General features: G+C 30.7%; 20 protein-coding genes. 7 read left to right on the top strand and 13 right to left on the bottom strand.

The features are described from left to right. Positions 1-4: 4 nt before the first annotated feature. On the top strand, positions 5-1,144 hold the full coding sequence (locus tag DZ68_RS0107925) for a pitrilysin family protein (protein ID WP_024788075.1): 1,140 nt from the start codon (positions 5-7) through the stop codon (positions 1,142-1,144). Further along, a complete protein-coding gene (gene recG, locus DZ68_RS0107920; protein ID WP_024790965.1) occupies positions 1,137-2,885 on the top strand; it encodes an ATP-dependent DNA helicase RecG in 1,749 nt (582 codons plus the stop codon). The genes DZ68_RS0107925 and recG overlap by 8 nt, the downstream gene beginning before the upstream one ends. Here recG and DZ68_RS0107915 read toward each other — a convergent pair. The 12 genes from DZ68_RS0107915 to DZ68_RS0107860 form a co-directional block, all read right to left on the bottom strand. Continuing rightward, entirely contained in the window at positions 2,877-4,067 is a 1,191-nt protein-coding gene (locus tag DZ68_RS0107915) for a class I SAM-dependent methyltransferase (RefSeq protein WP_024790964.1), read from the bottom strand. The two genes, recG and DZ68_RS0107915, sit on opposite strands and share 9 nt — an antisense overlap. A 49-nt stretch (positions 4,068-4,116) precedes the next feature. Further along, a complete protein-coding gene (murC, locus tag DZ68_RS0107910) occupies positions 4,117-5,418 on the bottom strand; it encodes a UDP-N-acetylmuramate--L-alanine ligase (protein WP_024788073.1) in 1,302 nt (433 codons plus the stop codon). Next, a complete protein-coding gene (locus DZ68_RS0107905; RefSeq protein WP_024788072.1) occupies positions 5,415-5,876 on the bottom strand; it encodes a hypothetical protein in 462 nt (153 codons plus the stop codon). Before DZ68_RS0107905 ends, murC begins: the two co-directional genes overlap by 4 nt. After that, a complete protein-coding gene (locus tag DZ68_RS0107900) occupies positions 5,873-6,967 on the bottom strand; it encodes a succinyldiaminopimelate transaminase (protein ID WP_024790963.1) in 1,095 nt (364 codons plus the stop codon). The genes DZ68_RS0107905 and DZ68_RS0107900 overlap by 4 nt, the downstream gene beginning before the upstream one ends. Continuing rightward, positions 6,964-9,132, bottom strand: a complete 2,169-nt coding sequence (locus DZ68_RS0107895) for a polyribonucleotide nucleotidyltransferase (protein ID WP_024790962.1) — start codon at positions 9,130-9,132, stop codon at positions 6,964-6,966. The genes DZ68_RS0107900 and DZ68_RS0107895 overlap by 4 nt, the downstream gene beginning before the upstream one ends. Continuing rightward, positions 9,129-9,719 carry a hypothetical protein gene (locus DZ68_RS0107890; RefSeq protein WP_024790177.1) on the bottom strand — a complete coding sequence of 197 codons (591 nt, stop codon included), beginning with the start codon at positions 9,717-9,719 and terminating at the stop codon, positions 9,129-9,131. Before DZ68_RS0107890 ends, DZ68_RS0107895 begins: the two co-directional genes overlap by 4 nt. Beyond that, positions 9,716-9,940 (bottom strand): J domain-containing protein, encoded by a 225-nt coding sequence (locus DZ68_RS11250; RefSeq protein ID WP_255327396.1) that lies wholly within the window; start codon positions 9,938-9,940, stop codon positions 9,716-9,718. The genes DZ68_RS0107890 and DZ68_RS11250 overlap by 4 nt, the downstream gene beginning before the upstream one ends. 23 nt (positions 9,941-9,963) lie before the next feature. Next, positions 9,964-11,367, bottom strand: a complete 1,404-nt coding sequence (locus tag DZ68_RS0107880) for an MlaD family protein (RefSeq protein ID WP_024788069.1) — start codon at positions 11,365-11,367, stop codon at positions 9,964-9,966. After that, positions 11,364-13,355, bottom strand: coding sequence for an LPS-assembly protein LptD (locus DZ68_RS0107875; protein ID WP_024790961.1), 1,992 nt, complete (start codon positions 13,353-13,355; stop codon positions 11,364-11,366). The genes DZ68_RS0107880 and DZ68_RS0107875 overlap by 4 nt, the downstream gene beginning before the upstream one ends. Next, positions 13,336-13,779, bottom strand: coding sequence for an RDD family protein (locus DZ68_RS0107870; RefSeq protein ID WP_024788067.1), 444 nt, complete (start codon positions 13,777-13,779; stop codon positions 13,336-13,338). The genes DZ68_RS0107875 and DZ68_RS0107870 overlap by 20 nt, the downstream gene beginning before the upstream one ends. After that, complete coding sequence (purD, locus tag DZ68_RS0107865) at positions 13,780-15,036, bottom strand: phosphoribosylamine--glycine ligase (protein WP_024788066.1); 1,257 nt, start codon at positions 15,034-15,036, stop codon at positions 13,780-13,782. A gap of 68 nt (positions 15,037-15,104) precedes the next feature. Next, the gene (locus DZ68_RS0107860; protein WP_024788065.1) at positions 15,105-15,569 is read right to left on the bottom strand and encodes a DUF2628 domain-containing protein; all 465 of its coding nucleotides are present in this window, start codon (positions 15,567-15,569) and stop codon (positions 15,105-15,107) included. Positions 15,570-15,615: 46 nt separating this feature from the next. Between DZ68_RS0107860 and DZ68_RS0107855 the strand changes: the two genes are divergently transcribed. The 5 genes from DZ68_RS0107855 (at position 15,616) to DZ68_RS0107835 (ending at position 23,419) form a co-directional block, all read left to right on the top strand. Next, complete coding sequence (locus DZ68_RS0107855; protein WP_024788064.1) at positions 15,616-16,602, top strand: amidohydrolase family protein; 987 nt, start codon at positions 15,616-15,618, stop codon at positions 16,600-16,602. Between the two features lie 73 nt (positions 16,603-16,675). Continuing rightward, complete coding sequence (gene amrS / locus DZ68_RS0107850; RefSeq protein ID WP_024788063.1) at positions 16,676-17,677, top strand: AmmeMemoRadiSam system radical SAM enzyme; 1,002 nt, start codon at positions 16,676-16,678, stop codon at positions 17,675-17,677. Between the two features lie 88 nt (positions 17,678-17,765). Then, positions 17,766-18,563, top strand: coding sequence for an AmmeMemoRadiSam system protein B (amrB, locus tag DZ68_RS0107845; RefSeq protein ID WP_024788062.1), 798 nt, complete (start codon positions 17,766-17,768; stop codon positions 18,561-18,563). A 136-nt stretch (positions 18,564-18,699) separates the two neighbouring features. Then, complete coding sequence (locus DZ68_RS0107840; protein WP_024788061.1) at positions 18,700-21,669, top strand: NAD-glutamate dehydrogenase domain-containing protein; 2,970 nt, start codon at positions 18,700-18,702, stop codon at positions 21,667-21,669. A 4-nt stretch (positions 21,670-21,673) separates the two neighbouring features. After that, on the top strand, positions 21,674-23,419 hold the full coding sequence (locus DZ68_RS0107835) for a chloride channel protein (protein ID WP_024788060.1): 1,746 nt from the start codon (positions 21,674-21,676) through the stop codon (positions 23,417-23,419). Here the strand turns inward: DZ68_RS0107835 and DZ68_RS0107830 are convergent. Continuing rightward, positions 23,412-23,804, bottom strand: a complete 393-nt coding sequence (locus tag DZ68_RS0107830; RefSeq protein WP_024788059.1) for a GatB/YqeY domain-containing protein — start codon at positions 23,802-23,804, stop codon at positions 23,412-23,414. The genes DZ68_RS0107835 and DZ68_RS0107830 overlap by 8 nt on opposite strands. Positions 23,805-23,816 lie beyond the last annotated feature (12 nt).

The raw sequence follows: 23,816 nt of genomic DNA, 5'->3' as shown, positions 1-23,816 counted from the left end.
ATCAATGATAATTTTTGAAAAAGATTGCATAGGAAGAAGTTTTTTACAAATAGTTTTTTTAAACTCGGGAAGCATATTTTTTAAAGACGGAGTAGCCAATTTTGCCAAAGAGATATTAAACAGAGGCACCAGCAAAAAAAAAGAAAAATTTTTTTCCTTTTTGGATGAAAACGCCATTAATCTGAATTTCGGAATAAACCATGAATATTTCACCGTTTCCGTTAAATGTTTAAACAATAAAAGAAAAAAAGCCCTCGATTCGTTAATAGAGCTGTTCAGTGATATCAATTTGACAAAAGAAGCTTTTGAAAAAACAAAAAGAGAAATTATTGCCAAAAAAGAGAGCTTAAAAAACAACAACGACTATATTGCAAATAAAAATCTTTATCGTGCCATTTTTGAAAACACACCGCTGGCAATTCCCGTAATAGGAGAAAATATAGAAAATATCACTAAAGATGATATAAAAAATTTTTTTAACGAATTAAGCGAAAACGTAATTATAATCAACGGAGGAGAAAAATTTGATTACGAAAAATTTATAAAATTATTTCCAAAAAAAGAAAAAGAATATCCTTTCTTTGAGCCTATTCAAAAAAACATTAAAGAAAATAAAGAAGTAGAACAAAGTTATATCTATTTCGCAAGTGAATACAATATTGAAAAAAAAGAGATTCATTTGGCTAAAATAGCAACTTTTATTTTGGGAAGCGGGGGCTTTGGAAGCCGTATTATGGAAAAAATCAGAGTAAAAAAAGGTTATGCATATTCGGCATATGCATTTAACACTTTCAAAAAGACCCATAAAATTTTAAGCGGATATATGCAGACAAAACTTGAAAATACTGAGGATGCAATTAATTCTTTAAAAAATATAATTAACGATTTTACACAAAACGGAATAACCGCTGAAGAATTAAACGACGCAAAAAAATTTTTACTTGGTAGCGAACCGCTTAGAAACGAGACACTAAGTCAGAGACTTCTTAAAAAATTTAATGAAGTATATCTTAATTTACCTGAAAATTATTATCAAAAAGAACTTGATTTAATCAAAAACACCAAATTAAATGAAATTAACGATTTTATTAAAAAATATAAAAATATAAAAAATTTAAGTTTTTCAATTCTTACAAATGACTGATTTAAAAACACTTGAAACCGCATTAATAAAACCAAAAGATTGGGAAGATAATCATCTATATCCCTATCTTTTAAACAGACCCCAGGCATTTGAGGCCGAAATACTCGATATTCAAAAATCATCTAAAATCACCAGAATTAAATTTTTTTTAAAAAATATCAATCAGATTATGTGGGGAGTATTTTTTGTTTTTAAAAAATGGCATGAAGCTGTTTTTAAAAAAGGTAAAACTCTATATATAAGAGGAGAAATCAGAAACAACCAATTAATCCAGCCAAAACCAATAAGCAGAATAAATGAAATAACCTCTGTATATTCATCTGTAAAAATAAAAAATGAAATAAAAAAACATCTGAGCTTCGAAAATTTAAAAATACTGCCGCAGGAAATTGCCGAAACTTTGATAAAAATGCATTTTCCGACAACTCTAAAAGATATTGAAGAAAAAAAAATAGAATATGCACTAAAATGGAGCGAAATTTTTTTATATTTATATAAGCTTCAAAACAAAAAGAAAATATTTCCTTCAAATCCGATTATTTCAGAGCCGACGCCTTTTATAGATTCCCTTCCGTTCAAACTTACCAATGACCAGTTAAAAGTTATAAAAGATATACAAAACGATTTATCAAAACCCGTTCAGGCAAGAAGGGTAATAATTGGCGATGTAGGAAGCGGAAAAACAATCGTTATGCTCTCTACTGCATTTATGGCTAAAAAAAGCGCAATTATGGCTCCTACATCAATACTTGCCAATCAGATTTACGAAGAAGCGGATAAATACTTAAATGGAAAATGGACAATGGAAAATGGAAAATTATTTAAAGTGGTATTGGTTACGCAAAAAAGTAAATTCACTGAATATGATTTAAAAAACGCAGATTTATTAATAGGCACGCATGCTCTTTTATATCAGGATTTACCAAAATTAAACGCTGTAATGGTTGACGAACAGCACAGATTCGGAACCAATCAGAGAGCAAAGCTTGAAAAACTAACTTCAAGTGGAAAAGTCTTACCTCACTTTTTTCAATTCAGCGCCACCCCCATCCCAAGAACACAGGCTCTTATTATGAGCAGTTTTGTAAATGTAAGTTTGATAAAAGAACTTCCTTTTAAAAAAGATATTGATACAAAAATAATAGATAAAAGTGATTTTAAGGATTTAATAACCCATATTCAAAAAGAGATAAGCTTAGGCAATCAGGTGGTAATTGTTTATCCTCTTGTAGAAGAATCGCAAAATTTTAATTATCAAAGCATAGAAGAAGGAAAAGATTTCTGGCTTAAATATTTTGGCGGAGTCTATATAACACACGGAAAAGACAAAAACAAAGAAGATATTTTAGTCGAATTCAGGGAAAAAGGAAATATTTTAATAACAACAACCGTAATTGAAGTTGGAATTTCTTTGCCCCGTTTAACCACTATTGTAATAGTCGGAGCCGAAAGGCTCGGACTCGCAACACTGCATCAGCTAAGGGGAAGAGTCGGAAGATATGGACAGAAAGGATACTGCTTTTTATATACAAATAATAAAAACAACAATAGGCTTATTGAATTTTCAAAAACGCTTGACGGATTCAAAATAGCAGAACTTGATCTGAAATTCAGAAAAGCCGGAGACCTGCTCGACGGCAAAAAACAAAGCGGTGAAAAATTTAACTATTTTGATGAAACAAAAGATTTGGGAATTTTAGAGGATGTTAAGAGATATATTGAAAAAAATCTATCAGATTAAACTTTCTTCAATAAATGTTCTTTTTATTATAGGATAATTATTATTTACACCGTTTGAATATAAAATTTGATATAAATGCTGTTCTCCTATATAAAAAGAAACCGCAGATGAAATTAGATATAAATCCCACATTCTGTAAAATTTTTCATCAAATTTATTAATAACAGTATCTTTAATATTGTGAAACTTATTTCTCCATTCAATTAATGTTTTATAATAATGCAATCTCCAATCATCCATATCCATAAAATATAAATCACTCTCTTTTGAAGAATCAAATATTTCACTAACGCAAGGTAAATGGCCGCCGGGAAAAATATATTTTCTAATCCATTTACTTGTAGGTGCAGGATGTTGTTTGCCTATTGTATGAAGCAAAAAGAGGCCTTTTTTTTCAAGAATATTATTAACAACTGAAAAAAATTTTTTATATCTTTCTTTACCGACATGTTCAAACATACCTATTGATACGATTCTGTCAAATTTTTTATTTAATTTAGGTAAATCTTCATAATGCATTAAATAAACCTCTACTAAATTATTTAAATTTTCCTCTTTTATTTTTTCTTTGACATATTCATACTGGTTTTTTGAAAGTGTAATTCCGATACAAGGTATATTATATTTTTTTGCAGCATTAATTATAACTGAACCCCATCCGCATCCAATATCCAAAAAATTTTTTGCATTTTTTAATCTTAATTTTTCATAAATAATATTTCTTTTTTCTTCCTGGGCTTCTTCTAAACTCATATCTTTTTTTGTAAAAAAAGCACATGAATAAGTCATAGATTTATCCAACCATGATTTATAAAAATCATTACCTAAATCGTAATGATATTGAACCTCTTTTTCCTCAATTTTTTTCAGCATACCCAAAAAATTAAAAAAGAGTTTCGTAAAATCTATCTGTTTTTTTTCTTTATCCATTAAATTAACATATGTAAGACCCCCGATTAACAATTCTTCAAGAGAACCGTTTATATTTATGTTTCCATTTACATATTCTTCAGCAAAACCCATCTCTGGATTTATCAAAATTCTTTTTGCTGTTTTATAATCTTTCAAAATAACCCCTAATTTTCCATCCCCCATTTTTTTATCTGGGAATTGCACATAAATTTTTTCAGGCATATATTTATTGAATTCTTCAATAAATTTGTTTATTGTCTTTTCTAACATAACAAATCCTTTTTTTTTATTATAAAACTAAAAAAAGAAAATGTCAAAATTATAAACCTCTCAATTGATAAGTAATATCCCCCGCTCCGAAGCCTATAACCAGTCCGTCTTTTATTTTTTTAATTATTTTATTGTCTTTAATTAACATAATATTATTTCTATTAGTTTTTATCTTATCTGCAAATATAGGATTGTATTTTGAAAAATGCATTTTAAAATCAATATTTACTTCTTTTTCCCCCGCTGACCATACCGGTAAAATTATAAGTTCATCCACCCCTTCAAAACAGTTTACAAAGCCTTCTAAATTATCAACCGTCCTTGAATATTTGTGAGGTTGCCAGATGGCCGTTATTTTATCTATTCCGTTTAATTTTGCATACAAAAGTGCCGAATGAATGGTTGCTTTTATTTCTGTTGGATGATGCCCGTAATCGTCTATTAATATAAAATTATCCTCTTTTTGTAAAATATCAAATCTTTTTTTAATGCCTTTATAATTTTTAATATTTTCAGCAATTTCTTCCATTGAGATAAATTCATTTGCAGCTTCAATTGCAAGGAGAGCATCCAATACCAAATGTTCACCAAATCCGTAAACTTCAAATTCGCGAGTCTTATATTCGAAAATAGTTTTTGGCTGATTGTCTCTTAATTCATATCGTATGTTTTTAGCATCAGTTAAATAAACTTTTTTCATAGGCAAATCAAGACTTTTTATAAATTCATCATTCCCGTTTACAACCCTGATTTTTGCACTCTTTAAAAATTTTTCATAATGGGAATAAAAAAGTTTTAAATCATGATTATAAAATTCCATATGTTCAGGTTCGGTATTTGTAACAACTGCAACAAATGGATTTGAATCTATAAAACTGCCGTCGCTTTCATCCGCTTCAAACACCATTAAATCGTTATTACTAAATCTGGCATTGGAATTAAAATCTTTACTTTCAGCCCCTATCAGGGCACTGGCATCTTTTAAAACAGAAGCCAAAATAGAAGTTGTTGTGCTCTTACCGTGGGCACCGCAGACTGAAATTACCTTTTTATTATTTAAAACAAAAGGCAAAAATTCCCTTCTGCTTATTGTTTTTATACCTTTTTTCTTAGCGGCAACCCTTTCAGGATTATTTTCTTTAGCAACAGCAGTAAAAACGATTAAATCGATATCATCGGTTATGTTTTCTTCTTTTTGTGGAATATAAACTTTTACACCTAAACTCTTTAGTTTTTCTGTCAACGGAGTGGCATGTATGTCGCTTCCGCTAATTTTATAGCCTTTTGCGCTTAAAAATCTTGCCAAAGCGCTTAAACCTATTCCTCCTATACCGATAAAATGTATTCTCACTCTTGAAACTCTTTTACAAACTGATTTTTATATTTAATAACAAGATCATCTATTTCATCGTTAAACCCTGTAAAAAAATAATCTTCGTAAATTTCACTTAAATCTACATATTTTTCAAAAAATTTATCTAAACTGAATCCGGCCAACATTCCAATTACAAACATAGAAAACATCTCTTTTAGTTTAGCATCTTCAATTAAATATACCATATCATAACCAACCTGTTTAGCTTCGCTAACAGCACCTTCATCCCAAAGTTCAAGCATATATTCCATCATCGCCCTGATTGCCATTTTCTCTTCCGGATTTTTAACATCAAGAGTTTTTTGCTCTTCTATTTTTTTATTAATTATTTCAAAAGTTTCTTTTAAAATTTTTTTAAATGTTTCATCTATCTCATCTTCTCTGTTTTTTCTAACTAATTCATCCAATTTTTTATATTTTTCTACCAAACTCATAAAATTTCCTTTAAAATATTGAGTGCCGTTTTTATTTTTTCCATATCATAAACAAGAGCTATTCTGACATAACACTCTCCTGCGCTATTTCTTCCCATAAACCTGCCGGGCAATACTTTTACACCTCTTTTATATGCTTCAACAGTGAATTTTATATCATCGTCTACTTTTAGCCATATATAAAAAGTGGCTTCCGGGATATCCACCCCTAAAATTTCTTTGGCCACTTCAAAATTTTCAATATATTTTTTTCTGAAAATTTCCGGATATTCTTCATCCTCCCATGCCGCTTTTGCCGCATATTGCAAAGGCAGAGGAATGGCGCAACCTGTATAAGTCCTAAAAAGCAGATATTTTGTTAATATTTCTCTCTCTCCCGCAATAAACCCGCTTCTAAGCCCGGGGGCTGAACTTCTTTTTGAAATGGAATTAATGGCGAGTACATTTTTAAAATTTCTGTTTCCCACTTTCATACTTGCCTCAAGAATTGAAGGTGGTGGATTTTTTGTATAAAGCTCGCTGTAACACTCATCATTTAATATCACAACATCTTTTTTTAGGGCATATTCCACCCATTCACATAATTCGTCCAAATTCATAACACTTGAAGTAGGATTATTAGGAGAATTTAAAATAATAAAATCTTCATCTCCTTCAAGCTGGGACAGACTTGGTTTAAAATTATTTTTTTCGCTGAGCTCTAAATAGTTAATTTTACTCCCGGCTGCAACGGCAGCCCCTTCATAAATTTGATAAAAAGGATTCGGAAAAGCCATTTTTCGAGGCTTTAAAAAAAGCGGAAAATTAAATAAAACTTCCCGTGTCCCGAATGTAGGAATCAGTTCATCTTTTCGAAGTTCTACATTAAATCTTCTTTTTATAAAATCTCTTTGGGATTTTTTTAAAATTTCCTCCCCGGCGGTTTTGGCATATTTATTTAAATATTTAACATTTTTACATAAACTTTTTTCAATAAACTCAGGTGTTTCAAACTGCGGCTCTCCTATTGTCAAAGAAAACACCTCCTTTGGATGAGGCACATCTTTTAACAATTCATTTAATTTTTCAAAAGGATATTTTTCAAACATCACTCCTCCACTAAAGCAAGCTCTATTTTAAATCCGCTTTGAGAAAGCACTTTTACTTTTATTTTATCCCCAACATTGAAATCTTCCGGATTTTTTCCGTTGAGTTTTGATTTATGCAAAAGCCCCTCAACACCTGGTACCAATTCTACAAAAAGACCGAAATCTACGATTTTACTTACTTTTCCTTCTATTATTTCACCTGTTTTAAAATCAGGAATTTTCGGTTTGTCATCTTTACAAATCACATTTAATATATAATCTTTTGTTGCTTGAAGCTGCTCATGACTTTCACCGAAAATTTTCACTTTTCCGCTGACTCTATCCAAATCTATTGTTACTCCGAATTTAGAAATGATATCTTTTACGGTTTTACCCGCAGTACCTATAATATCTATAATTTTATCCGGTTCGACTTTAAAACTAATAGCTTTTGGAAGCACAGCTTCGTTATATTTAATCTCTTTTGCGGCTTTTTCCATAAGTTCGAGTATATAACATCTTGCGTCCCTAGCCTGATAAAGGGCCTCTTTTAAAACATCAAGAGAAATTCCCCCTAATTTTATATCCATCTGCATAGCGGTTATTCCTTCATAAGTTCCTCCGACTTTAAAATCCATATCTCCGTCATGATCTTCAAGCCCCATAATATCAGTAAGTACCGCATATTTATCACCTTCACTTATAAGACCCATTGCAATTCCCGCCGCCATTTTAAGTAGAGGAACTTTTGCGGCTTTTAATGCCAAAGAACCTGCACAGATCGTAGCCATTGAGCTACTTCCGTTACTTTCAAGTATTTCACTTACAACCCTTACTGTTTCATCAAATTCCGGGTCTAAGAGCGGCTCAATTGCCCTTTTTGCCAAATTTCCATGACCCAGTTCCCTTCTGCTCGGAGGTCCCAATCTTTCCGCTTCACCTACTGAAAAAGCCGGAAAATTATAATGAAGCATAAATCTTTCAAGCTTTTCTTCTTTATCTGTCAAATTTCCGTAAACCTGGGCATCCATATCACCGCCTCTGGTTGCAACAGCCAAAGCCTGGGTCTGTCCTCTTGTAAACAGACAGCTTCCGTGTGCTCTTGGAAGAACGTTTGTCTCTATACTTATAGGCCTTATTTCATCGAGTTTTCTTCCGTCTGCCCTGATTCCCTCATATAAAATCATACCTCTTACAATTTCTCTTTTAACTGTTTTTACAGCTTTTAAAATAACATCATAATCTTCTTCTTTATCCAATAAACCTGCTATTTTTCTTGCAAATTGTTTTAATAAATAATCCCTTTCGCTTTTGCTCAAATATTTTATTATTTCTTTTAATTCATCTATATATTTTTCTTTTATTGTTTCAATATATTCACCCGGGTCTTTTTCAACTCTCTCTTTAAATTCGGCAGGGGCTTTTTTAAATTCTTTTAAACCTTCCTCATAGGCTTTAACACCCTCTTTTATAGCATTTTGAGCAACTTTTAAAACTTCTATTAAATCATCTTCTTTTATTTCATTTGTTTTATAATTTACGATTGTATTTTCAATAGGCGCCCCGTCAAGCATTATATCTTCGACAGGAATAATCTCAATATCTTCCTGACCCTGGGCGGCAAATTCTATCATTAAAAGCTCGTCTTTGCTTCCGGTAACAAACAGATTAAATTCTCCTTTTTCAAGCTCACTTAATGTAGGGTTCACAATTATTTTACCGTCTATTCTGGTAAGTCTTACCCCGTAAACCATTTTTGAAAAAGGCAAATCACTTAAATACATGCAGGATGCGGCGGCATTCATGGCAGCAGCCTGCAGGTCACTCTCTTCATCCGCACTTACCGCCATAATAGTAAGAACGGTATTGTATCCGTATTCTTTAGGAAACAGAGGCCTGAGGCTTCTGTCAACTATTCTGGCTGTTAGGGTTTCAAAATCCCCCGGTTTTTGTTCTCTTTTTACAAACCCTGCAGGAATTTTTCCAACCGCATAGGCTTTTTCGACATATTGAACCACAAGAGGCACAAAATCCTCTTCCACAAGTTCATCCGGATTATACGTAAGCGTAGCAATCATTACCGTATTTCCGTCTTGAAACCATACAGACGAATTTGCCTGTTTAGCTAGCTTATTTAAAACAAATTTCTGAACTCTGTTATTAACTTTTAATTCTACACTGCAACTCATTTATTCTCCTTAATATAAAATTCGGTATCTATATAATCTTTTAGTTTTTGAATATAAAAAAGATTATCTACAATTTTTTCTATTTTATCGGCTGATTCTTTTGAAATAAAAGGCACGGCAACATTTATTTTTAAAACTTTTGCATTTATACAGCTTTTAATGGCACATAAAAGGGTAAGTGCGGTATTAGAGCCTAAATCAACCAATAAAATATTTTTATTCTCAATTGAAATTATACTCTCTCCCAAGCGGAATTTATGCATTTTAGGAATTATTTTTTCTTCATAAATTCTATTTGCTTCGTTATAAATATAATCATCCGTTATATCAAAAGCATTTTTAAGCTCGTCTATTATAACCAATTCTCTAAACTCACTCACGGCACCTATTACAGTTTCTTTGTTCACAGGGGAAAAAATAGGTTCAATAAACAGCATATCACCTTCTACAAAAGAATTTTTTAATCCGATTTCACGGGAGAGAAAAATTGACCTTTCATTTATGCTTAAAATTAACAAATTGTTAAAAATAGTTTTATCTATAATATTGTTTAACTGATAAATAATCTCTTCCGTTGATAATTTCATTCAAAAACCTTAAAATTTTTATGAAATTCCTCCGGGTACTGTTTTTTTATTTCATCTTCGCTGAATGTAAATTTAAAGTTTTTTATATAATCTTTTAAAATATTATAGGCTTTGTTTATTTCTTTCATTTTTTCTTCATTCCCTCCTGTGTCGGAATGATATTTTTTAGCAAGTTTCTTATAATTTTTTTCTATTTCTTTTGCGGTGCTTAAAGGTTTAATATGTAGGATTTTACAGGCTTTTTTTATTTCAGAAATGATGTTGCACCCCCTGAAATTATACTTTTTAAATCATTGTCTCTGAACCTTATACCAAGACCCAAAAACAGTGAAGCAGCACGCGAATTTAAAATATTTTCAAATCCGCCTAAAAATTCAAGATGTTTTAGATATATATATTTGGCTGCTAAATTTAAATGAGGGTTAGTGCCCCTTATATCGTTTACGGCGTTAAAATCATATATTTCGGAACTTAAAATTACTTTGTCATGGTCTAAGAAATAATCGGCTCCGATTCCTCCCGTGCTTTCTATAATACCGCCTCTTATTAAGAGATTATCAAATCTTTTTCCATATTCGGCAGTAATATATGATTTATTTTTAATATGGTTTTTATTTATATTATCCAGATTGGAATAATCTTTTGAGGAAGTCACACCCAGAATATAATATTTTGTCGGAGTCGGCAAATAAGCAATCTGTGCGTAAGATTTTGAATAACTATCACGTGAAAGAAATTTATTGTTAAATTCAACTTCAATTTGGGATTTTGTCGCACTTGAAAGAAGTTTGTCAATTTTTTTAAAGCTTTCACCCCCGCTTACAAAAAAATCTTTAGCCGAAGCTATCGCTGTTTTTATACTTTTTTTATTATCGTTAAGAATAGAATTGGCATTAACCCCTAATTTTTTATATTCGTCAATGGTGGGGCCTAATTTGGAATTAAGGGTATCGCCTGTTTTATTGAGTTTAGCAAGAAGTGTGTCCGACTTATTTATAATATCGGGAATTTTTTTGTTTATTTTTATCCCTATGTCTTTATAAGTGGCAATCAATTCATTTGCGTTATCAAGCAGACTCGGTATTTTTTTATTTGCATTTTTTATAACCGATTTCAAATCAACAGAAGCGTCTTTTATATTTGCCAAAATCTGGTGAAAATTATTTATAGTGTTTTTATCGAGAGTTTTATTTAATTTTTTGATCAATACTTTTACATCATCGACGGCACTGTTGACATTATTCATCAAATCATCTAAAGAAGCCGCATTTAAATATTTTTTTATTGTTTCGTTTTTTGAATAGTAAATATGATTTTTAGAAGGGATTATTTTTACATATTTTCCGCCGAGCATATTATCCTGAGCCAGGGTAACCATGCTTCCTTTTGGTATTTTAACCCCTTGCTTTATTATAAGTTTTAATTTCACTAAAGAATTATTAAGTTTTAAATCTTCTACTTTACCTATTTCAACGCCTCTTAATTTTACTTTTGCTTTTTTTTCAAGCCCGCTTGCATCATTAATATAAGCATAAAGAGTATAACCTTTCTGATTAAAATCCTGAAGGGATTTTACCTGAAACGTCAGATAGAGTATCGACAAAATTCCCAAAAAAACAAATATTCCCACCTTGGTTTCTGTTTTCATTTGTTTCCTTTAAAAATAAATGATTGATTTACGCCGCCTATCGGATAAAATTCCACCGACAGATTAATTATATTGTCTTTTCTGTAATTTGTTCCACTTGTTTCCAGCACAGGAACCCTGTCTTGTTTAAAGCTTATTTCATATTTATAACATTTTTTATTCATACTAACCCCCAACATCCAGTATTTTATATATTTTTCGTTTAAATCAAACGAATATTCAAAATAATATCTTTTATATATATTTGGTTTATATCCGCCTCCAAGTGTAACGGATTTTAAATTATCCCTTTGATATAGATGCGATATAAAATAATCAATTTTACCATTATTATAACCAAATTTTATATTATTATAATCTATTTTCCCCTCATCCACAGAATACTTATTGTTTTCATTAATATAATAATTTAAATAATAAAAATTTAAAATATTTTCCAAATCGGCAAATTTCCTATCATCAAGATAATAAATTTCATTTAATGTATGATCAATGTTTAAATTATTAAATTCAAAAATTTGAAACAGGCTGAAAAGCAGATAATTTTTCATTTTGGGGACATTTATCAAATCCGAATAGATTTCTTTATGTGAATAATTTTTTATATTTATGGAAAAAGAAGGATTTATAATATGATAAAAATTATTATAACTTTTTGCCAAAGAAGTAAAAAATTTAAGCTGGGTCGTTAAATACAGATATTTAGAAACCCCCAGATTATTTTTCTGATAATATTTTCCGTATCCAGAATATAAATTTTCTGTAAGCTTGAATTTCATATAATCATTAAACAGACTTTTATAAAATGAAACCGGCAAATTAATATCGGAAAAAATAAAATTAGAGCCTTTAGCTCTGTAATAATTATAAATATTAAAATCAAGTGAATCTAAAAACACCCCTCTTTTTTCCAAAAAACGGTGATAATTAATCTGCGGCAGAATCTGCCAGGTTGCAGAGTTACTGAGAAGTGAGGTGTCTATAAAATATTTAAAATACATACCGTAATAATTTTTATTTAACGCTCTTATATAATTCAAATAAGAAGTTATTATTTTATCCGTCAGATAAGAAGTGTCAAATCTGTAATTGTAAGCATCTAAATAGAAATAATCAACATCATTTGCATATTTCAAATCAAGATACAGCTTGTCTTCACCAAAAAGTTTATCTCTTTTATAATACAATGAATAACCATAATGTTTTTTATGTGCCAGATTGTTTTTTTCATAATAACTGTTTTTGTCGCTGAATAAACCGAATTTTATTTTACCCTCTGAATAAGGCGAATCAACAAACCTAAAAACAGAATAAACCCCTTTTCCCCTTTGGGTACGCACAGTAGGTATTATTTCCAAATCGGAATTTAGTGATGTTACAAAATAAATTGGTTGAGAGTATAATAAGCCTTCTTTGTTTGAATATCCTATATACGGCCTTAAAAGACCGCTTCTTCTTTTTTTGTTAAAACTAACCTGCCAATAAGGGAAATAAAACACAGGTACATTGTGGACAACCAATACAATATTTTTAAGTTTTAATAATTTTGAGAGTCTGTTATAATTTCCGCTGCTTGCCTTTATAAACCAGTCCGGCTTATCACTGCAGCATGTGGAAAAATAAGGGCTATTGAAATATAATATATTTTTTTTGGAATCGGCTTTATTTGATCTGACCCAGCCGTCTATATTTTTGTCATAAAAGAAAATATTTTTTATTGTGATTTTTTCTTTTGAATAAGCCAGCAATGAATCGCCAAGCAAAACATCCTGATTTTGATAAAAAACAGTTACGTTGCCAAAAAGTTTTATTATATGATTTTTTTCTATTACCCCGTTTTTAGCCTGTAAAAAAATATTGTTTTTATATATAATAAGCGGATTTTGAAGAAAATAGTTCCCTTTTTTTTCAATTACATCTGTTGAATATATTTTTAAGGCAAATACAACAAAAGGTACAATTAAAAAACTAATTACTCTTAACAGCAACACATTTTCCTACAATATCATGAATTGCCCTGTTGTATGGGTCAAAAACAGCATAAATCATTCCTAAATAAAAAAACATTTCATCAAAATTTCTCATCACGCTTCTTATAAACGCCCTTAAAAAACTGGGTTTGTCAAATGAATCTACATCTATTATTTCTATTTTCACGAGCATTTTCCCTATTGTTTTACCGTAAAGTGCAATAAAAATCCAATGATAAAGTGTATATGCCAAAAAAATATAAACAAAAAGAGAATCAATTAATAAAACCATTTCCTCATATGTTTTCACATTGGCAAATCTGTCATAAAAGGCCAAAATAACCAAAAAACTTATTAAAAAGTCATCTATGCTCATGGAAATGGCTCTTTGCCAAATCGAAGCTGTTTCCCGCTCTTCCCTTTTGAGTTTTTCCCCAAGCATCTATTTTCCTATTGCCTGATAAGCAATGTCACTTCTGTATTTTTTACCTTCAAAATGAACTTTTTCAACTATTTTATATGCTTCATCCCTTGCTTTTTGAACATTTTTTCCAAACCCGACACATACTAACACTCTTCCGCCGGTTGCATAAAGTTTCCCATTCATTTTTTTAACTCCGGCAAAGGCTATATACCCGTTACACCCGTTTAATTTATCTATCGTAATTTCGGCAGGCTCGCTTCTTGAATAAGGATAATTTTTACTTGCACATACAACCCCCACAGCAACCGTATCTTTTATTTTTACATCAATTTTATCAAGCTGCTTGGTCGCCCCGTTATAAAACATATCATAAAGTGAGCTATCAATTAAAGGCATAAGTTCCTCACATTCAGGATCTCCGAATCTTACATTATATTCAAGAACATAAGGTTCATTATCCACTATCATAAGTCCTGTAAACAAAACACCTTCAAAAGGTGCGCCTTCATTTTTCATTCCTTCAAGTGTAGGCTTTATGATTTTTGTTTTTACTTTTTCATATATATCCTCCGTGGCAAGAGGGGTAGGCGCATACGCTCCCATACCGCCTGTATTAGGCCCCTTATCTCCGTCAAGAAGTCTTTTATGATCCTGTGCGGCCGGAAGCAAAACAAAATCTTCCCCGTCGCATATCGCAAACATGCTAAGTTCAAAGCCGTCTAAAAATTCTTCAATTATGACTTTTTTACCCGCTTCCCCAAATGCTTTACCGCTCAGCATTTCCTCCACTGTTTTTTTTGCTTCGTTTTTGCTATTGGCGATAATTACACCTTTACCGGCACAAAGCCCGTCCGCTTTTACAACAATCGGTGTTTTTTGCATTGAATCTATAAATTCATAAGCCTTGTCTTTATCATCTGTTTCAATATATTTAGCGGTGGGAATATTGTATTTTTTTAAAAAATTTTTCATATACACTTTGCTGCCTTCCAGTCTTGCCGCTTCTTTGCTAGGCCCGAAAACACTAAGACCTTGGGATTTAAAAACATCGACAATTCCTTTTACCAAAGGATCTTCAGGCCCCACTATAGTCAAATCAATATTATTGTTTTTTGCAAAATCAGCAAGTTCATTAAAATCTTTTATATCTATATTTGTGGCAAAATCCTCGGTCGCCCCATTTCCAGGTGCATAAAAGATTTCAGCTTCGTTTTTTAAATGATAACCGATGGCATATTCTCTTCCCCCGCTTCCGATTATTAAAACTTTTTTCATAATAAGCCTTTTTTACGAAATTATATCAAATTACCCGCCAATCCTGCCTACTCACCACTCACCACTCACTACTCACTAATATTATGTCCTGTAATTAATGAAAAAGCAATTGGCCATACCAATATTAAAATAACCGCAACAGCCGCGACAACATACCAGATATTAGGTTTGGCTTTTTTCTTTACACATTCAATATCAGGATTATGAATGCCCCCACAGTTTTGTATATCCCTGTCCAATTTGTTCAGATATAAATAATAATAACAAAAACCGCCCAGCAGCGAATTTACAATTATAACACCCACAGGGGAAACATATCCCACCATTAAACTGACAACCAACACTCCGAAAGCTTCGTTAAGTGCTTTTCTGTACAGCAGATAAAACCATCCGAACAAAAATCCCCAAAGATGAAATTTCGCCCTGCATTTTCCAAGACCATCTTCACCCATTATTTCTTCAAATTTTTTTAAATCTTTTTCATTAAGGTGATAATAACTCTTTTTTAAAATTTCCAAATATTTATTTTTCATAAATATTGCCTTTTTTTAGTAAAATTATAATTAAAAAAGGACATAAATGAAAATAAAGGTCCCAAAAGCAATAGATATCAACATAAAAAATTCCGAAAGTGTAAGCAGACTCTCTTTTGCGGCAAAAAACGGCGGGATAACGGCGGCAGTGATGATACCTTCCCACAAGCCTATTTTTGACAAACTTCATTTGGCTTATAATTTAAAAAGGGCACATGAATCCGATTTTAATCTTTTGATAGCTATTGAGGGAATACATGAAAACAGACTTTCTAACATTTCAATTCTAAAAAAAAGGGGTGCAAGTGCAATTTATATAAATTCGGATGAGGATATGAATTTAATAAAAAGAGTCTTTGAATATGCACAATTTCTGGATATACCTGTTTTTGTAAACTGTAACAGCAAGTCCCTCAGCGGTATTATGAATGACAGTGAAACAGCATATTCCCTTGGTATAAGCGGAATCCCGAATTATGCGGAAAGTGCGGAAGTCGCTAAAATATACGAACTTTCCCGTCATTTTGACGCTAAAATAGTGTTTTTGTCAATAACAGCAAAAGAATCGCTTGAAATATTAAAAAATAAAAACAAAAATATTTATATAGACGTGGCAATAGACAATTTATATTTTACGGACGAAATGTTAAAAGAATTCAACACCGTATATAAGACTTTTCCGCCCCTCAGAAGCGAAGAAGATAAAAACGCCCTTTTAAAAGCATGTGAAAAAGGGATAATAGATTTTATATCTTCAAATCATATCGCTGCAAACAATAAAGACCTTCCCATTGAGGAAGCGGAATACGGAATAAGCAAACTTGATATTTTTACCCAGCTTGTCTATTCTCTTCCTTTAAAAAAGGAGACTGTCACAAATTTAATATCCACTAATCCTGCAAAATTATTTAATATACAAATAAATGATTACATTACCCTTGAAAAAGGCGAATTTGAAATAAATACCGAAAATTTTGCAAGCAAAGGGAAAAATTGCCCATATAAAAAGATTAATTACAAAATAGTTGAGTAAATAAGACTAAAATTTCTTTACTTTTCCCCTATTTTTTGATATAATATATTAATCTTAAATTAAGGAGGGGAAATTGAAATTTTTTGAAAAAATAGATAATACTAAAATAAAATGTCTTTTATGCAGACATCACTGCATTTTAAAAGAAGGCCAGGTTGGAATCTGCGGCATAAATATGAATAAAAACGGAGAACTTGTAAATTTAGTATACGGGCATCCGTCCTCTGTAAATGTAGACCCGGTTGAGAAAAAACCGCTTTTTCATTTTTTACCGGGAAGTGCGGTTTTAAGTTTCGGAACAGTGGGATGTAATTTTAAATGCCCGTTTTGTCAAAACTGGCAAATTGCCCATACAAGTAAAGTAAATGATAAAATTTACGTATCACCGCAGGAAATGGTAAATCTTGCTATTGAATATAAATGCAATTCTATTGCGTATACATATAATGAACCGAGTGTTTTTTATCCGTATGCAAGAGATGTGGGTATATTGGCAAAAGAAAAGGGACTTAAAAATATTTTTGTTACAAACGGTTTTGAAAGTGTGTATGAAATAGAAGATATGAAAAGCTGGGTGGATGCATGTAATGTAGATTTAAAAAGTTTTAAAAAAGATTATTACAAAAAAGTTTTAAAAGGCGATCTTGATTATGTACTCGATACAATCAAAAGATTAAAAGATGTCGGAATTTGGCAGGAGATTACCACTTTAATAGTCCCGGGAGACAATGACAGCGAAAAAGAATTAACACAAATCGCCGAGTTTATTGCCGGAGTTGGAGTGGAAATTCCCTGGCATATTACAAGATTCCATCCGGATTACAAAGTCCAAGACAAAGGCCCTACTCCTATTGAAACAATGCTTAAAGCCTATGAAATAGGTAAAAAAGCGGGGTTAAAATATGTATATCTCGGTAATGTGGCAATGCCTGTAATTACATACTGTCCAAAATGCGGCGAAGAGCTTATTGTAAGAAGTATTTACAAAATTGAAAAAAATATTTTAAAAATAGATGAAAATGGAATCGGACACTGTCCGAAATGTGGTGAAATTATCGAAGGAATATGGAAATAAATAGTAAGTAGTGAATAGTGAATTGTGAGTTTGCCCGGCCGCTTGAAAAGCGGCGGGGTGATAAAAGTCAAAATTAAAAGGAGTGATTATGAGAAATGCGGTAGTAAAAGAATGGTATGGAGTGACATGCGAAGGAATTGAGGGTTATATAAACCATTTTAATAAAATTATAGATGAAAATGTGGATAAAATTAAAGCAAAAGAGATATTTTCCTTAAAACCAAAAGCTATAATAGTTCCGCATGCAGGATGGGTTTACAGCGGATTTAGCGCAAATTTTGCTTATAGAATCGCAAGCAACACCAAGCCTAAAAGAATCCTGGTAATAGGCCCGAGCCACAAATTTCCGATTGAAGGAATAAGTGTAACATTGGAAGAATCATATGAAACCCCTTGCGGCATACTGCCTATAGATAAGAATTTTTCAATTGAACTTATGGAAAAATTTGATGTAGCTAATCTTGAATATGTCCATGTAGAACATTCGACAGAAGTTCAAATGCCTTTTATTTATCATTATTTTGGGGAAATTCCTGTAGTTGAATTAATTTACGGAAACTATTCGCCAAATAAATTAAAAGAAATAATAGAATTCGCAATTGATGAGAATTCTTTAATTGTAATTTCAAGCGATTTAAGTCATTATTATGATATAAAAACGGCAAATGCACTTGATTCACACTGTTTGCAGGCCGTTAATGATTTGGATTTATTGGAACTTGAAAAATGTGAAGCCTGTGGTAAAATAGGTATAGCAGCCATTATTGAAGCAGCAAGGGAAGAAAAATTAACACCTTTTATTGTAGATTACAGGACAAGCGCCGATGTAAGCGGCGATGAAAGCCAGGTTGTCGGATATATGAGCGCCTTATTTATAAAAAGCTAATAATTTTTTGTTATAATTTACAAGTTTAACACTTCTTAAAAAGGAGGGTTAATGGCAAAGGGTAAATTTAAAATGAAGAGGAAAAGAAGAAGAGTTTTATATTCCAGATAATTCTTCTTTTCGAAAGAGAAAAAATGTGATAAAATTTGATAAATTAAAAAATGAACTGTTAATATCCAAAAATTTAAACACTTCAATAACTTTTCTTTCAAAGCTTCTTGATAATTTCAATATTGAAATTGTCAATGTAAAAGAAAATAACGATACCCTGATTTTAAAGATTAATATAACACATCAGGATTTTTTTGAAAAATATAAAAAAATTTTCTTTGATATTATAAAAAAAGCTATTAACAAACAAATAACTTACAACTGTAAATTATATTATTTTGCATGGGTCGGGTTTGATTTAAGAAAAATCGCTTTATTAAGAGCTGTTTTAAAATATCAAAAACAGCTTTTTTATGAATTTAATGAAAGTGCAATTATTAAAACTTTTATTAAAAATTCTGATGTGGTGGAATCGGTTATCAATTATTTTCTTCAAAAATTTTCAAAAAAAGATGATTATTCATATCTTGAGAACAGACTTGAAGAAAAATTAAACACCGTCAATGAATTAAGTGAATATAAAATTTTAAAAATATTTTATTTAATTATAAAAAATATACTTCGGACAAATTATTTTCTTAATAAAAAAACAATTTCTTTTAAAATTGACACTTCCAAATTAAAACCTTATCTGTTTTCTGTTCAACCCAATATTGAAAGTTTTGTTTATCACGAACAATTTAACGGAATCCATTTAAGAATGAGTAAAATTTCACGAGGGGGGATAAGATATTCAAACAGGGAGGATTTCAGGGAAGAAATCAAAGATTTAATGAAAGCGCAAGTTGCAAAAAACGCAATTATTGTCCCTGACGGGGCAAAAGGTGGATTTTATATTTTTTTTAATCCGACAAAAACTGAATTTAAAAAAATTTATACACTTTTTATAGATGCACTGCTTGATTTAGTAGACACCGCGGATACAACAAATTTAATTAAATATGATGAAACGGACAATTATTTCGTAGTGGCGGCTGACAGAGGTACGGCCAATATGAGTGATATTGCAAATGAAATATCGCTAAAAAGAAATTTTAATTTAAAAGATGCCTTTGCAAGCGGAGGCAAAAACGGATATTCACATAAAAAACTTGGCATTACAGCAAAAGGTGCACTTACCTCAGCCGGAAGACATTTTTTGGAATTGGGCAAAAATGTTTTAAAAGATGAAATAAGTGTAGTGGGAATAGGCAGTATGAGAGGTGACGTATTCGGCAACGGAATGCTTCTTAATAAAAACTTCCTACTTCTTGCGGCTATTTCTCATAATGAAATTTTTATCGACCCGACCCCTGATTCAAAAATTTCATATAACGAAAGAAAAAGACTTTTTTTAGAGGGAAAAAACTGGGATGAATATAATAAAAATTTAATTTCAAAAGGCGGGGGTGTTTTTAAAAAAGGTTTAAAAAAAATTAAAATTTCCCCGGAAATGAAAAAGGTGTTTTCTATAAACGAAAATTATTTATCAAGTGAAGAATTAATAAAATATCTTTTAAAAGCAAACGTCGATATGCTCTATTTCGGAGGAATAGGAACTTACATAAAATCAAGCGAAGAAAACAATATCTATATCAGTGACAAACAAAATGAAAATATAAGAATTAATGCTGATGAAATAAAGGCAAAAGTTATTTGTGAAGGTGCAAATTTGGCTATGACTTTAAAAGCCAGATATGAATACGCTTTAAACGGGGGCAAAATACATCTTGACAGTATTGACAATTCTGCAGGGGTAAATATAAGTGATTATGAAGTAAATCTGAAAATTTTATTAAACGATTTGGTGGAAAAAAATATAATTTCCAAAAAAGAAAAAAATGAAATATTAATAAATCTTACAGAAGAAGTTGTAAACAAAGTCTTAAAAAACAATTATTTACAGCCTTTAAGAATCAGTCTTGATGAAATAAAAATATATAAAGAAAAATTAATAAATATAATAGAAACATTGGAAAAGCATATCGAAATATTTAAACGAGAAAATTTTTCTATCCCCAAAAACTCTGAAATAGAAATAATTTTTTATAAAAACAGGGTAATTAAGCCGGTTTTGGCTATATTGTTATTATATTCAAAAATTTTCTTAAAAAATTATATTTTAAAAAATTTTTATAAATGCAAATATGCTTCTACATTTTTAAAACACTATTTTCCGTCTTCTGTTTACAGCTCTTACAGCGAATATGTAAATTCACATTTGCTAAAAAATCAAATCATAGCAACACAAATAACTAATGAAATAATAAACAATTACGGCATTTCTTTTATAAATAATTTCAAAGAAAAAGAATTTCCTTATAAAATTACAGCCTATATAATATTAAACGATTTAATTAATGCAAACAGCATAAGGGAAGAAATATATTCCCTTAATTTTCAAATCGAATATCAAAAAATATACGATATGCTTATAGAGTTGGAGGAAACGATAAAATTTGCCTCCAGATGGCTTATTAAAGAATTAGAAAACGAAAATATCAAGCCTTTGATGCTTATCACATACAAAGAAAAACTTAAAAATATTTTTTCAAAAAAGTATAAAAATTTTAAAAATAAAAAAAATATAGGTATTTTTCTTGAATGGAAAGAACTGTTTAAATTTCTTCCGGCAATTATTTATTTTAACCATAAATATTCTTTTAAACTGGAAAATATTTTGAAACTTTTTGAAATTACAATAAAAAAATTCCAAATAAACAAATTATTACACAGCATAAAGCACATAAAGCCAAAAAGCAGAATAGAAAAAAATTTAAAAGAAGAAATAGAATCAATGATAGAATATTTTGTAATAACATTTAACGAAGAAATTTTAAAAACCGGCTTTAATGAAAACAAAATTAATAAATCAATAAATAGTTTTTTAGAAATAAAAAAAGAAGAATACAAGCATATGATAAATGAAACTGATGAACTATGCAAAGAACACAGCAAATCGTTACTGGAAATTTCTCATATAAGTAACATTCTTATATTGAATATGCTAAAATAACATTATGAATACTCAAAATCAAATTAAAAAATATTTAATTTTACTTTTAGACACCTTTGTTATAGGGCTTATAGGGACAATTTGCGCAAGTATATTTATTTTTTTACTGGATTTAATAAGCAAATTTACACTGGGTTATATTGCCGGTTATATTCCCGCAGACACCATAAATATAATCAGCTCGCATATTAATCATCCTTTTAGTCCTGTAAATTTGATTATTGTAATTGTAACAGGGGGATTGATTTCAGGATTTTTAGTCTACACATTTGCACCCGAAGCAGAAGGACATGGAACAGACACTGTTATCAGAGCTTACCATAGGGCTGGTGGATATTTGCGGCCTATTGTAACACCTATTAAAATTATCGCCTCAGCTATAACCATAGGAACAGGTGGAGCAGCCGGAAGAGAAGGTCCTACAGCACTTTTTAGCGCGGGTATAGGTTCCATTTATGCCAATATTAGACATGCTTCTATTGAAAAAAGAAGACTTTTTGCGATTATTGGAATGGCTGCGGGACTTTCTGCAGTATTTAAAGCTCCTATGGGAACGGCAATATTTTCAATAGAAGTTCTTTACAGCGAACTGGAATATGAAACAAGAGAACTGTTGTTTGTTTTTTTCGGGCCTTTAATAGCTTATATATTTTCCGGTTATATTTTCGGATGGCAGCCTATTTTCACAATGCCTTCCAATTTGCAGATAACGGATATTAAAACCTATATAGAAATTATTCTTCTTGGAATTATAAGCGGAATAGTATCGGTAATACTGCCGAATATATTTTATTATACAAGAGATTTTTTTAGAAACTTACCTATAAAACCTCATTTTAAACCTGCGCTCGGAGCATTATTTGTAGGAGTAATAGGAATTTACATACCCCAGGTTTTAGGGGGTGGATATGGATGGATTCAACAGGCGATAAACGGAAATTTTACTGAAAAAATTTTAATAATATTATTTGCTGGTAAAATATTGGCTTTTTCCTTAACTATCGGTTCCGGCGGTTCCGGTGGTGTATTTGCACCTACATTATTTATAGGTGCTACACTTGGAACATTCCTGGCCATAATTTTTCACAATACAAGTGCAATTTTCAGTGTTATTGCAATGGCGGCTGTTTTTGGAGCGGCGGCAAGAACACCACTTGCCGCAATAGTAATAGTGGTTGAAATGGCTGGTGGATATTCACTGTTGCCTGCTACTATTTTAGCAGTATTTTTTTCTTCTATTACACATAAATTAATATGTTCTGTATTTAATGTAAAATACATAAGCTTGTATGAAGCACAGTTATTAAATAAAAATTATTCTATTTTTTATCAAATAAAAACATTAAAAAATATACTGTTTTGCTATCAGGACTTATTACAGCTAAATCCTTCTGAAATTGAAAAAGAAGAAATTGTTGAACTGCTTGAAAGCGGAGCTCCTATAAAACTCCCAAACAACAAATATCTGTTTTTTGGAAAAATAAACAAAAATGCAGAACTAAAAAAAGAAGGATATATTAAAAAATTTAAAGATTTAAGGGTTTTATATATATTCAGAAACGGTGAGTGGTATCATCCAAGCGAAATAGAATGTTTAAAAGAAAACGATGAAGTTTTGGTTTACGGAGCACAAAGCGCCATAAACAAACTCAGCTCTTACTTTACACCTGTTTCAGAATATTTTTCAAAATTAAAACGTCAGCATGAAAAATTGGAAGAGGATATAAATAAACCTATACCTATTAAATAGATTTGATGATTTTATTGGCTAAGCCTAAATCTATATCCCCTCTTTGTTTTAATCTTTTCATAATTTCGCCTATATTTTTTCCGCCTATTTCATTAATAATTTCTTCTATAATTTTTTTGCTCTCTTCTTCACTTAACATTTTAGGCAAAAATTCCTCGTATATTGAAAGTTCTTTTTTGGCTTCTTCCATTCCTGCATCGATACTTTCTTTTGCCATTTTGGCAAGTTTCCTGGCAGCTTCAATTATATGTTTTTCACTTATCTCTTCATTTTTTGATTTTGCAAGTTTTTGGGCAGTGTCTACAAGCATCATTAATGCATTGGCTTTTGTTTTATCTTCTTTTTTTGCTTTAATCATCATTTTTTTAAGTTCAATTATTGTCATTTTTTCTCCTTT

This window comes from Lebetimonas sp. JS085 (assembly GCF_000523295.1).
Taxonomy (GTDB): Bacteria; Campylobacterota; Campylobacteria; order Campylobacterales; family Nautiliaceae; genus Lebetimonas.
This window is presented reverse-complemented; position numbering and strand designations above follow the sequence as displayed.

Bases quoted from the DNA above. Each gene is read 5' to 3' on its own strand.
- DZ68_RS0107925 (WP_024788075.1), top strand. From the start codon at position 5: ATGATAATTTTTGAAAAAGATTGCATAGGAAGAAGTTTTTTACAAATA.
- recG (WP_024790965.1), top strand. From the start codon at position 1,137: ATGACTGATTTAAAAACACTTGAAACCGCATTAATAAAACCAAAAGAT.
- DZ68_RS0107915 (WP_024790964.1), bottom strand. From the start codon at position 4,067: ATGTTAGAAAAGACAATAAACAAATTTATTGAAGAATTCAATAAATAT.
- DZ68_RS0107905 (WP_024788072.1), bottom strand. From the start codon at position 5,876: ATGAGTTTGGTAGAAAAATATAAAAAATTGGATGAATTAGTTAGAAAA.
- DZ68_RS0107895 (WP_024790962.1), bottom strand. From the start codon at position 9,132: ATGAGTTGCAGTGTAGAATTAAAAGTTAATAACAGAGTTCAGAAATTT.
- DZ68_RS0107890 (WP_024790177.1), bottom strand. From the start codon at position 9,719: ATGAAATTATCAACGGAAGAGATTATTTATCAGTTAAACAATATTATA.
- DZ68_RS0107880 (WP_024788069.1), bottom strand. From the start codon at position 11,367: ATGAAAACAGAAACCAAGGTGGGAATATTTGTTTTTTTGGGAATTTTG.
- DZ68_RS0107870 (WP_024788067.1), bottom strand. From the start codon at position 13,779: ATGCTTGGGGAAAAACTCAAAAGGGAAGAGCGGGAAACAGCTTCGATT.
- purD (WP_024788066.1), bottom strand. From the start codon at position 15,036: ATGAAAAAAGTTTTAATAATCGGAAGCGGGGGAAGAGAATATGCCATC.
- DZ68_RS0107860 (WP_024788065.1), bottom strand. From the start codon at position 15,569: ATGAAAAATAAATATTTGGAAATTTTAAAAAAGAGTTATTATCACCTT.
- DZ68_RS0107855 (WP_024788064.1), top strand. From the start codon at position 15,616: ATGAAAATAAAGGTCCCAAAAGCAATAGATATCAACATAAAAAATTCC.
- amrB (WP_024788062.1), top strand. From the start codon at position 17,766: ATGAGAAATGCGGTAGTAAAAGAATGGTATGGAGTGACATGCGAAGGA.
- DZ68_RS0107835 (WP_024788060.1), top strand. From the start codon at position 21,674: ATGAATACTCAAAATCAAATTAAAAAATATTTAATTTTACTTTTAGAC.
- DZ68_RS0107830 (WP_024788059.1), bottom strand. From the start codon at position 23,804: ATGACAATAATTGAACTTAAAAAAATGATGATTAAAGCAAAAAAAGAA.